This is a genomic window from Psychroserpens burtonensis DSM 12212 (genome assembly GCF_000425305.1).
Taxonomy (GTDB): domain Bacteria; phylum Bacteroidota; class Bacteroidia; order Flavobacteriales; family Flavobacteriaceae; genus Psychroserpens; species Psychroserpens burtonensis.
This window is the reverse complement of the sequence record NZ_AUDE01000018.1, coordinates 35147-48238: the sequence shown is the minus strand read 5'-3', so window position 1 is coordinate 48238 and position 13092 is coordinate 35147. Positions and strand designations below refer to the sequence as shown.

Below are 13092 nucleotides of genomic sequence, written 5' to 3'. Positions count from 1 at the left end.
TCCTTCTAAATAATAAGTGATAACTATTCCAATAGCACCAAATACTAATAGCCCAATATTATTTTTAATAGTCGTGTTAATTTAAGTGCATTTTACTCCTCTAGAACAGTCTTGCTAGGGAATATTTTTGAAACGACATACCCTACAATCATTGCCAAGGCGAATGAAGGAGCAAGTACATCTAATTCTTTAAAATAGGGACCTATTCCTTCCATATTTGATACTACAAACTTGAAAAGTATGACTGATAGAAACCCAGTAATCATAGAAGCAATAGCTCCTTTCTCAGAATATCCTTTCCAAAACAAGGACAGAATAATCACAGGACAAAAGGTGGCTGCAATTCCAGACCACCCAAAAATCATAATCCAGAAAATCTTCCTATCTGGATATAGATTGTATAATATGACAGCAATACCAAGTGCGGCTACAGCCATTCCAATAGTAACTAGCCTCGAAAACGTGGTTAAGTCTTCATCTTTTAAGTCTGGTCTAAATATTTTTTGGTAGAAGTCGCGCGTAATGGCGCTAGAGGCAAGAATAAGTAATGAATCAATTGTTGACATGATTGCAGATAATACAATAGCAATAAAGATAGCTACTAAAATGGTTGGTAAGAATTCGTTAGTGATCATGCTCAATACATCTTCTCCTCCAGTTCCTAATATAGCTTCAGGATCCTGTCCTTCGCTTGTGAAATAAATTCGAGCAAGAATTCCAATCGTTACTGCTGCTGCATCTGTTAAGAGCGTAAAAAGCAGTGCAATCCATTTTCCTTTATCAATCTCATGTTCACTTTTAATAGACATAAAGCGAACATATACTTGTGGAGAACCAAGGAAACCTAGGCCAATCATTGAAAAGCCGAGAATCGTAAATAAGTTCATCCAGCCATCATCGCTTCTACCCATTATTTGAGTTAGTGTGGGGTCAATGGCATTCAATCCTTCTGTGATTCCAGCACCATGATCCATTGAGAACCAAACGACAATAGGCAATAAAACCAACCCGAAAAACATTAAAATACCTTGGAACATATCTGACCAAACTGCAGCTACAAATCCACCAATAAAAATATAGATCAACACAATACTGAAACCGATAAGCACTCCTATTCGATAGTCAATACCGAGCATGGATTCAAATGCAATTCCAGTGACATCCATTTGAGAAGCGACATAAATGACAACGAAAACCACTAATACAGAAGCAGAGAGAATTCGAAGTGTGTTTGTAGAGGATTTAAAATGACTCTCGAGGTAATCAGGTATTGTAATTGATTTGTACTCATCAGACCGCCTTTTAAATTTTTTGGCCATGAATTGCCAGGAAAGAAAAACTCCTAGTAGTTCACCGGCAACAACCCAATATCCAGAATAGCCTGCTATTGCTCCCATTCCTGTTAGACCTATTAAAAGCCATCCAGATTCGCCAGTGGCTCTTGCAGAAAAAGCAATAGCCCAAAAACCCATTTTTTTGCCCCCTAAATAATAATCACTCATACTTTTGACTCTCCGTGAGGCTAATATTCCTATTAAGAATAGAATAGCGACATAAATGGCTAGGACGATAATTTTTGTAGTCATAGTTGTTTTGAGTTATTTCGTTAAAGATAGTATTCCTTTAACGTTTGTAAAATATCTTTTAATACTGAACAGTTTCGCATTAGACGAGGTACATTTTTTAAGTATCAAATTATAGTAAATACAAACGAATAGAAAGGCCTTACAGATTTTTTTAAGTAGGCGAGTACCAAGCCATATATTTTAAAGGTCTTAAGTTTGTCTTTCGTTATTTTTTAAATACTTACTCTAATGATTACAGAGGTAATTGACCAATTGTGTATTTGAAATATTTAGAAGTTTTATTTTCTACAATAGGGTTTTGATCGCTTTCACAAAAGAATTTAATTATTGAGACTACTTCTTGTCGCTAATAATGATTGCTGGTATATTTAGCGATTTATACAATGCATTATACGCATTCATTTCTGTGTCTATAATAACATTGCGTTCATTTTTATACACTTGCCAATCTTTCATTAAATCATTAAGTCGTTCTATAGCGCCATCAGTGATTTTAGGGTCTGCTTGATCGATATAACTTTTTAGCTGAATAAGTTGTGCGTTTAGCTTGTTATTGAAATTAATAACATCTTGAAACGTTTTTTGATCGGCTTGAATTAAATTTTCTTCCCAACTATTAATACGCTTTATTAAATCGTCTCCTTTTTCTATTAATGAGGTCATATTCTCATTATCTTTTAAAAGCTTGGCGTGCATATCAAGTTGCGATTTTGTAGATCGCATTTGGTTTACAGACTCATGCATATCTCTAACCGTATTCTCAATGGTTATAAGTATATTTTGTTGCGCTATAAAATCTTGAGAAGTTGAATTAATTAAAGGATTTGGAAGAATAGTTACTACTGTTTCAATTGTCTCTTCTTCTAATGTTAATTGTAATGTGTAATTGCCGGGAGCTACGCTAGATCCAGAGAGTCCGCCATGAATAAAAACCTTATTTATAGCAGGTAAGACTTCTCTCTTAAAATCCCAAGTAAAGCGATTATATCCTTGTTTGGAAGGTAATATTTGTGGTTGAGATGGTCCTCCTGGCCACGATTTAAAATCTTCAGATTTTTTGTTAGTGTATGTTCTTATAACTTTTGAATTTTGTAAAACCTCTAATTTTAAATCTAAAGTATCTACTGTTTGGTCTATATAATAATCAAAAGTTACACCGCTTTTAGGGTTTTCTCCTTGTCCTATATCTTTAGATGTACCACCAAAAATGCGATAGGTTGCTTTCGGTTTGAATAGTTGCAAGGCATTATTCTCAGAATTCATGTTTTGTAATACACCTAAATCATCTAATATCCAGAATCCACGTCCTGATGTTGCAGCGACCAAATCATTATCTTGAATGATTAAATCATTAATAGGAACGATGGGTAAGTTTAATTTTAGACGCTGCCAATGAGCACCATCATCATTTGAAACGTATAAACCAATTTCGGTGCCAGCATACAACAATCCTTCGTTTTTTTCATCTGCCCTAACGACTCTTACAAATCCGTTTGGATCCTCTAGACCATTTACAATTTTTGTCCAAGTTTGTCCATAATCGGCTGTCTTAAAAACATACGAGTTCAAGTCCATCGATTTATATCGCATGATAACTATATAGGCTTTTGCTGGATCATGTGGAGAGACATCAATACTATTTATAATACCATCTTTAATTCCTTTTGGAGTAATGTTCTCCCATGTTTGACCACCATTTTTCGTAATATGAAGTAAACCATCATCACTACCTGCATATAAAACACCTTCTTCATGTGCTGACTCTACTAATGCCGTAAGCGTATTGTAATTTTCACCACCTGCCGCTTCATTGGTATAGGGACCTCCGCCAGGACCATGTTTTTCGGTTTCATTCTTAGTAAGATCTGGACTAATAGCAGTCCAGCTTATGCCACCATCCGTTGTTTTAAAAACAACATTACCAGCATGATAAATTGTAGTTCTGTCGTGTGGTGAACTTATAATTGGTGCATTCCAATTATAACGATACCGAGCGTCTTTTGGAGCAATACTTAATCCTAGTTCTGGGTATTCTTTAATTGATTTTTGTTCTTTAGATGTTTTGGTCCATTTGCTAATGTTCCCTTGATAGGTACCACCATATACTGTTTCTGGATTGTTGGGGTCGAAAGCAATAAAAGCACTTTCACCACCTGCCACAGAATACCAGTCTTTCCAATCTATTCCTCGATCGTTTGTTCGGCTTGCAATGGCAATAGCAGAGTTGTCTTGTTGACCACCATATACGTTATAAGGTACCAAATTATCAGTTATAACACGATAAAATTGAGCAGTTGGTTGGTTTTGTTGAGAGCTCCAACTTTCTCCTCCATTAAAGGATATATTAGCGCCTCCATCATTCGAGTTTATTAGATTGGTATTATCATTTGGATTGATCCATAAATGATGATTATCTCCATGAGGAACAGGAATATTAAAAAAACTATTACCTCCATCAATAGATTTCATAACCGGTGCATTTAAAACATAGACTACATTCTCATTTTGAGGATCAGCAAAAATCTCCATATAATACCAAGACCGTGCAATATTAACACGGTTGCTATTTACTTGTTTCCAAATTTTTCCTGCGTCGTCTGATCGGTATACACCCCCTTTTTCATCCTCAGCTTCAATAACTGCAAACACACGTTCTGGGTTTGCTCTAGAAACAGAAATGCCTGATTTACCAAAAGCTTCAGGCAATCCTTCTTTCATGTTTTCCCAAGTATCTCCACCATCATTAGACTTATATAAACCTGAATCTTTACCACCAGATTCCATAAACCAAGGATATCTGCGATGTTGCCACATTGAAGCATATAAAATACGAGGATTGGTCATATCCATAGACAGGGATGAAGCTCCTGTTGTATCATTTACTGACAATATGTTCTTCCAAGTAATACCACCATCTTGAGTTCTATAAATACCTCGCTCTGCGGATGGAGCATATTGTGCGCCTTGTGCAGTTATATAAATAATATCAGGGTTTGTTGGATGTATGACAACATCTGAAATATGACGGGTTTTTTCTAATCCTAAATGCGTCCATGTTTTTCCAGCATCCATAGATTTGTATACACCATCTCCCATCGAAGTCATAACAACACGTGCAGCATGTTCGCCCATACCAACAACGACTATGTTTGAATCACTTTCAGATACAGTAATAGCACCGACAGATCCTGTTTTTAAAAAATCATCAGAGATATTTTTCCATGTGATTCCATCATCAATAGTCTTAAATACACCACCTCCTGTAGAGCCCATATAGTAGGTGTGAGGCTGTCCTATTACTCCAGTAGATGTAACGCTTCGACCTCCTCTAAACGGACCAATATTACGCCATTTTAAACCATGAAATAAAGAGTCTATTAGCTTTGTAGTGGGCTCTGAAGACTTGATTTTTCTTTTTTGGGCATTAGTAGTTATTGGCAGCATAAGCATGCAAATAAATAATAGTTTTAGTGATTTCATATTATTACTTTTGGTTAATAGATGTATAGGTTCATAAAATTTTATCACATTTTTTTTTCGAGAAATTGGGACTCTTTATGGTTGTTTTTTATGAAGCACAACTTTGTTGTTTATGATTAATTGTATTCGTGAGAACTAAGTTAGTAAATAGAAAATGAACCAGAGGAAAACCTTTAGGATTTTCTGATTATGAGTAGATTATGAAAGTAATGATACATGATGTTGTGTGTGGTTTTTTAATAAACACATCAATCTATGACGAAAGGAGTAAAAGATATAGCCACAGCACTTAAAAAAAAACACCGCTAAAAACAAAGTATATTCGAGCGAATAGTTTTGAGGAATCTGTCCTCATTTTATTAATAAGTTCCATTTCAGTTAAAATCAGTGATGCGTTATAAATACTGTCAATCCATTTTAATTCACTAATATAAGGATATTCTAAAATTCCAATTTCTATAGAGAAAATCAAAAGGCATTTTTTAACTTTTTTAGTGTTAGAATATTTTGCCTTTTCTTTACAAGAATTATTCAATAGTCACATTAAATAAATATCCAACTATTGCTGTTAGTCCCATTGCGACAGTTCCCCAGAATGTAATTCGGATTATCGCTTTTCCTATACTTGAGCCACCGGTTCTAGCAGCTAATGCTCCCAGAATTATAAGAAAAAATATTGCAAAACCATAAAGTGAATATTCCATACTTTTTAAAGGAAGAAAGAGCGTTACTAAAAAAGGAAGTAATCCTCCTACCGTAAATGCTAAACCAGAAGCTAATGCAGCTTGCATGGGTTTAGCTTGACTTATTTCATTAATCCCTAATTCATCTCTAACATGAGCTCCCAGGGCATCGTGCGCTGTTAATTCTTTAGCGACTATTAAGGAAGTTTCTTTTTTGAGGCCTCTTTTTTCGTAAATTTCTGCGAGTCTTTGTAATTCGATTTCGGGCATTTCATTCAGTTCTTGCTTTTCACGTTCGATATCAGCTTTTTCCACATCTGTTTGAGAGCTTACCGAAACATATTCTCCAGCTGCCATTGATAAAGCACCAGCGACTAGTCCAGCTAAAGTTGCCAAAATAATAGGTTCTCGAGTATCACTGGCAGCTGCAACACCAATCGCCATACTCGCAACTGATAAAATGCCGTCATTAGCTCCAAGGACAGCAGCTCTCAACCAATTACTTCTGTGTATGTAATGATTATCTAAATAATCGTCTAAACCATCTGTTTTTTCTGTCATCTATTTTGTTTGGTCAAATTAGACATAACGATTTGCTTAAGAATCGTTATATAGTGGACTACTAATTTAGGAAAAATTGGGACGAACCACAGGTAAACTATAGGTTTTTTTTAAGTAGTATAGTACTAAGCAATTATTTTTATACCATGTGATTAGACTTCTTTTATGAAATAGTGCTGTTGAGAATAAAACTAAGAAAATATAAACTCAAGAGTTTTAAAATAATTTAGATGAATTGTTTTTAGGAATTATAAAATTCAAATTATGTAGATTACAAATTGTGCAGTCTCTTTACCAATCAATAATTATTTTTAATATTTGAACTAAATTCCTCTTTTTTTTTGCGGAGTTGGCACACATATTTGATGATTTTTCACTTTTACTGACAGATTTGCTGATTTGATTATTTTTTATGTGATTATTTTTAATTTAATTCTAAAGTTGTGTTTTACTACCATTAAAGGGATACAACACGATTTTCACGTATTACGTTTAATGATTTATAGGTTAATAACTTTTCATTGTAGTTTTTTGGAGTTTTGGCTTGATTTTGGCGGCTAATGATATAATAAGTTTAAAATAAAATGTTTGCTGCATAAAAATTATGCAAAGAATATTTTTAAAATCAATAATATAGTATGAATCAAGTTAAAGAGAATAACACGGTAAAAGTAAATTACACAGGTAAGTTATCTGATGGACAGATTTTTGATAGTTCTGAAGGAAAAGAACCGTTAGAGTTTACTTTAGGTCAAGGACAATTAATACCTGGTTTTGAAAAAGGATTAATCGACATGAAGTTAAATGAAAAAAAAACCATTACTATTTCTAAAGAGGAAGCGTATGGAGAAATCAATGAAGATTTAAAACAAGAAGTTAAAAAAACAGAACTTCCCCAAGATATTACGCCAGAAGTTGGCATGGGACTAGTTTCTAAATCTCCAGATGGACAAGAAACGAATTTACTAGTGGTTGAGGTTAAAGAGGAAAGTATCGTTATAGACGGAAATCATCCTTTAGCTGGCAAAGACCTAATTTTTGATCTTGAAGTAGTAGCAATTAAAGAGACAGAGGTTACAAAATAAATTAAGTTACTTAATTTTGAAATACCTGACAGCCGTTGTTAAAACTTTTTCAGCAAAGGTTGTCAGGATTTATTGTTAGATTAATTTGCTGTATAGGTTTTGAGTGTATAATTACAAACTTGCTTGAGCATTCAAATAGAGATGATTTTAAAGAATAGTTTTTTTAATCGCGAGCTTTATAGTTTTAGCTAAGTATTTGAATTTTTATTAATCCTACTGAAACAGATTAAATGAACATTATATATACCATAATCGGAATTGCATTTCTCATTTTTATAGTGGTTACATTTTACATGATTTTATTTCAACCATTTCTAGACTCCTTCAAAAAATAAAAATTATATGCTTATTTGGATTTTGTAAACATATAATGAGGCTTTCGTTCGCTTAGAATGTTTACTAATTATGTTTGTAGATGGTTAGCTACGCAGCAGCAACTTAGAACAAACTGCTCCAAAAGCAATTGCTATAAATACCGCTAAGCCAATATTTTTATTTCTTTTTCTATGTTGTGTCATTTTCTCAAATTGGGCGTAATATGCGTTATATTGTTATTCGTTTGCGTAAGAATCTAATTTAACAAAAAACGCACAGATATAAAATTCCAGAAAATTTTTAGTAGGTAGGCGATTACCAGCCATTAATTATACATGATGTGATGCTTTCGTTAAGTCCTCTTTTTTAGTTTTATTATGATCAGTAATATCATTTTTTTAATTCCTCATTACGGTTACTCTATCTCTTCTGGTAAAGGTGAAATCATAATGTGCGCTCTATGTGTTCCAGGATTCATAATCCAAGGATGATTTGGTGCCATTGGAGCTGCTGGCAAACCAGTCGATTCTGCTGTAGCCCAAGGCATATACACTACGTAGCGGAGTTGAGCACCTTCAACTTTTGAAGTTTCAGGATCATACATTGTTTTTGCTCCGTAGTAGATATGCAAAGTCAATCCAGGAGATATTTTAAGTTGACCTGATTTCATTTCTGCTTCACGCATATCAAAAATTTCTTGTCCTGTCTTTCCCTCTGCTCTTAAAGCTCTTCCTCTAGCCATAAAGGGTTCAAGGTCTTTATGATAACATGCGGCATTAAATCCATCTTGATTAGGATTATCTGCAAGAACAATAAATTCATTATCTCCTTCTCTTAACGTTACAAATTCACCTGCCATATTATACCCAATAACTTTACATTTCGATCTGCTTTCTTCGGGAGCAGCCATTAATGATGTGGCAATTAAAGATTCATTACTATCAATAGTCTTTAATTGTTTACCATTAGACGTGCTTTCTGTTGCAGTTTTCGTTTCAGAGGATTCCTGTGTTGATATTTTTATTTTGTCTGAGGAATTACAAGAAATCAAAATTCCTATAAAAATAAATGCTGTAATAATACGTTTCATGTTTTATTAATTTTTTAGCAGCGTCATATGGAAGTATAACGCCTTTATTATTTGTAGTAGAGAATTTAGGAGTACTAGTTTTCAAAAAGTAATTTACAAAATAAAAAAGAATAGTGATTTGAATTAGAACTAAAATCGCTGTTCCTTAAACTCAGCGTGGTGACAATGTTTTTAGTTTCATTTTGCTTAGGGCAGTTGAACTACGTTATTATGGGTTGCAATAGTCGCAATACATAGGGTCTTCCCTTGTTTTTGTGTGTGGATACATTTCTTCTGTTGTGTAATTACAATGTTGGCAAACGTAAATGTGGCTTAATATAGAATTTGTTGGTGATCCACATAAGTCACATTCTAATCCTTTTTTTGAGTCTGTAATTCCAAAGCCGGGTTTACTACATTGATGGCATGAAGAGTTTATTTTGATAATCAATTTTTGGGTTGCTGCTTCAATTACTTTCATTCGAGAAGGGTTATATAATGCTCTCATATCTGTTTCAGAATAAATAGTATTTGACTTTTTCAGAAGTTTTTTGAATGCTTTTTGTAATTGAATTAGATCTGTAATACCTTTAATTATGTCGCTATTGTCGTTTTTTGATCTACGAAGTATTAGTCCGTGAGAAGGGAATTTTACGGATTCAGCAAAGTCAAACAAGTCTTTCTCTGTCTCAATCTCTTTTCCATTAAAATTGGTTTCCATACTCAGTTCTCTGACAATTATTTCCAAGTTATTTTTCTTGTCAATAAATATTAAAAACTCATCATCTGCGCTAGCAAAAAACAGTGAGGGATGAGCACCAAAAGAGCCTTCACTTGCAACACCCAAATCACAGTCGCTTGCGTCCATAGCGAGAAGACATTTTTTTCTAGCGGTTGCTATTGGGTCAGACTCTCTTTCAATTTCTCCTGAAAAAGTTCCTAAAGTATCTGTGTCGAAATTTTTATTAGTAAAACAGGTTACACCAAGATTTTTTTCTAATATAGGAGCTATTACTTTTTCCTTTTCGTGCTTAGTAGCGATTAAGAGTCTTCTGTTTTTAAATAATGAGATGCTCATATAATTGGGAGTAATTATTTTATTTTGTTGCTCTTTCTAATCGATCATTAATAGATTTTCCTAACCCAAAGTCTGGAAATATTTCTGCTACAATCAGATCTAAATTTAAATTATCCAATTTGTGTAATGTATTGTACAATTTTGAGGCAGCTTCTTTTAAATCTCCTGATTTTGATAAAACCTCTAAGTGTTCTATATGTGAGCATTTAATCTCCACTGAGAACTTTATCACACCAATTCTTTTATTTTTGAAATTCTTAATAAAAGTTTCAACATCGTCTACGAGGTATGTTTTAGTCCTAGGGGCATAGTGTCTTGCTAGCATTCCGGGAGCACTTGGAGCCTTCTCATTCTTGTTTTTAATTTTAATTTCTCCAATAACATTTTCAATTTCTTCTATAGAGATAGCTCCCAATCTGTAGAGTACAGGCTCGTTGTTTTCAAATCCAATAATGGTAGATTCTATTCCGTTTTCACATTCTCCACCCTCGAGTATCATGGGTATGGTCTCCTTAAAATAGTGTTCAACATGCAATGAACTGGTGGGACTAATTCTATTAAACGGATTTGCACTAGGTGCAGCCACTGGAAAAGATAATTTTTTTAATAAACTTAAGGTAACAGGATGATTTGGAATTCTAATTGCTACAGCATCTTTACCTGCGGTTATTAAATCTGGAATGTTCGATTTTTTCTTTAAAATTAAGGTTAGTGAACCAGGCCAAAAAGTAGCAGCAAGTTTTCGAGCTTTAGCAGGAAATTCACTTACTAGTTCTTCTATTTGCTCAAGAGTATGAATATGAACTATCAACGGGTTGAAGAAGGGTCTTTGTTTGACTTCAAAAATTTTACGAATTGCTTTTTCACTGTAGATATTTCCTGCTAATCCATAAACAGTCTCTGTAGGTATTGCAACGACATCTTCGTTATTTAGGATTTCAATTGCTTTGGCAATATCATTTGAAATAATAGTCATATTTAAAGCTATTTATTGCTAAACTCTATAGGCATTCCAAAACTATTTTCTTGAAAGATACCATGATCATATATGAGTTTTCCATTTACGAAGGTCTGTATAATTTTTGTATGAAAAGTAGTGCCTTCTAATGGCGACCAAGCACATTTATAAAGCAGATTATCTTTAGCGACTGTCCATTGGTTATTCAAGTCCACTAAGGTCAAGTCTGCATAATATCCTTTTCGAATAAATCCTCTGTTTGTAATGCCATACAGAATGGCAGGGTTGTGACACATTTTTTCAACTATTTTTTCCAATGAAATTAGGTCTTGTTTATAAAACTCCAACATACAATTTAGTGAGTGCTGTACCATTGGTGCTCCTGACATAGATTGAAAATAGGGTTGTTGTTTTTCTTCCAAGGTGTGAGGTGCATGGTCCGTAGTTATGATATCTATTTTGTCATCAAGTAATGCCTTTAATAAACCGTCTTTATCCTCTTCTGTCTTTATAGCCGGATTCCATTTAATAAGCATTCCTAGTCGTTCATAGTCTTTGTCTGAAAACCATAGGTGATGAACAGAAACTTCAGTCGTTATTTTTTTCTCTTGTAGCGGAATGTCGTTTTGAAATAAGTGAGTTTCTGCTTCAGTAGTTAAATGCAGAATATGAAGTCTGGCATTGTGTTTTTTGGCTAGCTCAATAGCGCGTTTGGTCGCTTCGTAGCAGCCTTCAGTACTTCTAATAATTGGATGAAATTTCGCAGGAATATCATCGCCATATTTTTCTCTAAAAGCTTTTTCATTGTGTTCTATGATCTCTTCTTTTTCTGAATGTATAGCGATTATGGATTTGCAATTAGCAAATAGTTTTTCCATTGTCTCTGGGTTGTCTGCAAGTAGATTTCCTTTTTTTGTAAAATACAAACCGTCATCTGAAACTCCAATAAATTGGCTTGTATCTGTTTTTATTATAGCATCAATATTTTCTCCATTTACACCAAGGAAAAACGAATAGTTGGCTAAAGATTTTTTTGAAGCAATTTCATACTTTTCTTTTAGGCTTTCAACGGTCAAAATATTAGGAACCGTATTCGGCATATCAATAAAAGAAGTAACTCCTCCTGCTATAGCTGCTTTGCTTTCGGTATATAAATCTCCTTTGTGCGTAAGTCCTGGGTCTCTAAAATGGACTTGACCGTCAATTATTCCAGGGAATAGGTGTTTGCCTGTTCCATCAATTACTTTGTAATTCGGTTCAATATTAATAGTTCCGATTTGTTGAATAAATCCATCCGACAGCAGCACGTCTGCTAAAACTGATTTTCCCTCATTTACAACTGTTGTATTCTTGATTAAAATTTTTTGCTTCATTGTTTGTTTTCTGTCTTTGAGTTCGATTGCTACTTAGTCCATTGGTCATGATTACTAGTGAATATAAGAACACAACTATTTAAAAAGCAATTTGGAAAAATAATAAAGACTAGCGAACTGAATTCGCTAGTCTTATATAAGGTATTTGCGAAAGTCTTTTTTGCTCTTTTTGTAAACGAATTAAATATTTATTTGTCTAATTTCCTTCAGTTAAAGTAAAGCTTCCGTCACCATTAAAATTAGTAACGTTGATTGTTACGGTCCAGTTTCCTGGCTCACCATCAGATGTTACGCCAGAAAAAGAATCTGGCTCGATAGCACCATTCAATGACCTGTCTAAAACGGTGTTCCCTTCAGAATCTTCAACTATCATTTGGAATAATCCAGTTGTTGAGGCTGTAATATCTGCGTTGTAGTCAGCCGTAGAAAGGTCGTTTTGCCAGTTGAAAGTTTCGGATGTAGTGCCTCCATTCCCCGTAAAATCTCCTCCAATGTCACCATTGACACCTTCAGTTAAAGTGACATTTGCTATTAAATTATCATCATCATCATCAGAACAACTATAGAAAAAGAATACCGTCGTGATAATTGTTAGAATAATTGTCGGTTTTAAAATTTTCATGAAACATATGGTTTACTGCAAAAATAAATATTAATACTATTAATTAATATTTATATTATTAATAGTATACATAAATAATGTTTATGTATACTATGCTTTGAAAAGAGCTTATTTATTTAAATACCTAAAAGCATAATATATTATTAGGGATAATAAGGCTGCCGGTTTTCTGTATGGTGTTTTGATCGATTTTAAACATAATATGCTCTTATTAAAATCTAGGATTCGAAAAATAGAGAGATTCTGGTTCCAATAGCTAATACGATTCTGAGTATTTCTCTT

The 13092-nt window shown here is 33.8% G+C and carries 9 protein-coding genes; 1 reads left to right on the top strand and 8 read right to left on the bottom strand.

Features of this window, described 5'->3' with window-relative positions:
• Positions 1–92: 92 nt before the first annotated feature.
• From H593_RS0108300 to H593_RS0108285, 3 genes are all read right to left on the bottom strand, one after another.
• Positions 93–1586 carry a sodium/proline symporter gene (locus H593_RS0108300; RefSeq protein WP_028872030.1) on the bottom strand — a complete coding sequence of 498 codons (1494 nt, stop codon included), beginning with the start codon at positions 1584–1586 and terminating at the stop codon, positions 93–95.
• 333 nt (positions 1587–1919) lie between these two features.
• Positions 1920–5066: a VPS10 domain-containing protein gene (locus H593_RS0108295; RefSeq protein ID WP_028872029.1), complete on the bottom strand. Its 3147-nt coding sequence runs from the start codon at positions 5064–5066 to the stop codon at positions 1920–1922.
• A 527-nt stretch (positions 5067–5593) separates the two neighbouring features.
• Entirely contained in the window at positions 5594–6310 is a 717-nt protein-coding gene (locus H593_RS0108285; RefSeq protein WP_028872028.1) for a VIT1/CCC1 transporter family protein, read from the bottom strand.
• A gap of 638 nt (positions 6311–6948) precedes the next feature.
• Here H593_RS0108285 and H593_RS0108280 point away from each other — a divergent pair.
• Positions 6949–7395, top strand: a complete 447-nt coding sequence (locus H593_RS0108280) for an FKBP-type peptidyl-prolyl cis-trans isomerase (RefSeq protein ID WP_028872027.1) — start codon at positions 6949–6951, stop codon at positions 7393–7395.
• Between the two features lie 730 nt (positions 7396–8125).
• Here H593_RS0108280 and H593_RS0108275 read toward each other — a convergent pair.
• The 5 genes from H593_RS0108275 to H593_RS0108255 form a co-directional block, all read right to left on the bottom strand.
• Positions 8126–8800, bottom strand: a complete 675-nt coding sequence (locus H593_RS0108275; RefSeq protein ID WP_028872026.1) for a hypothetical protein — start codon at positions 8798–8800, stop codon at positions 8126–8128.
• A gap of 208 nt (positions 8801–9008) precedes the next feature.
• Positions 9009–9857, bottom strand: a complete 849-nt coding sequence (locus H593_RS0108270) for a DUF6671 family protein (protein ID WP_028872025.1) — start codon at positions 9855–9857, stop codon at positions 9009–9011.
• Positions 9858–9876: 19 nt separating this feature from the next.
• Entirely contained in the window at positions 9877–10833 is a 957-nt protein-coding gene (locus tag H593_RS0108265; RefSeq protein ID WP_028872024.1) for an L-threonylcarbamoyladenylate synthase, read from the bottom strand.
• Between the two features lie 8 nt (positions 10834–10841).
• Positions 10842–12188: a dihydroorotase gene (locus tag H593_RS0108260; RefSeq protein WP_028872023.1), complete on the bottom strand. Its 1347-nt coding sequence runs from the start codon at positions 12186–12188 to the stop codon at positions 10842–10844.
• 196 nt (positions 12189–12384) lie between these two features.
• Positions 12385–12810, bottom strand: coding sequence for a hypothetical protein (locus H593_RS0108255; protein WP_028872022.1), 426 nt, complete (start codon positions 12808–12810; stop codon positions 12385–12387).
• Positions 12811–13092: the final 282 nt, after the last annotated feature.

Bases quoted from the DNA above. Each gene is read 5' to 3' on its own strand.
- H593_RS0108260 (WP_028872023.1), bottom strand. From the start codon at position 12,188: ATGAAGCAAAAAATTTTAATCAAGAATACAACAGTTGTAAATGAGGGA.
- H593_RS0108265 (WP_028872024.1), bottom strand. From the start codon at position 10,833: ATGACTATTATTTCAAATGATATTGCCAAAGCAATTGAAATCCTAAAT.
- H593_RS0108300 (WP_028872030.1), bottom strand. From the start codon at position 1,586: ATGACTACAAAAATTATCGTCCTAGCCATTTATGTCGCTATTCTATTC.
- H593_RS0108285 (WP_028872028.1), bottom strand. From the start codon at position 6,310: ATGACAGAAAAAACAGATGGTTTAGACGATTATTTAGATAATCATTAC.
- H593_RS0108280 (WP_028872027.1), top strand. From the start codon at position 6,949: ATGAATCAAGTTAAAGAGAATAACACGGTAAAAGTAAATTACACAGGT.
- H593_RS0108255 (WP_028872022.1), bottom strand. From the start codon at position 12,810: ATGAAAATTTTAAAACCGACAATTATTCTAACAATTATCACGACGGTA.
- H593_RS0108270 (WP_028872025.1), bottom strand. From the start codon at position 9,857: ATGAGCATCTCATTATTTAAAAACAGAAGACTCTTAATCGCTACTAAG.
- H593_RS0108275 (WP_028872026.1), bottom strand. From the start codon at position 8,800: ATGAAACGTATTATTACAGCATTTATTTTTATAGGAATTTTGATTTCT.
- H593_RS0108295 (WP_028872029.1), bottom strand. From the start codon at position 5,066: ATGAAATCACTAAAACTATTATTTATTTGCATGCTTATGCTGCCAATA.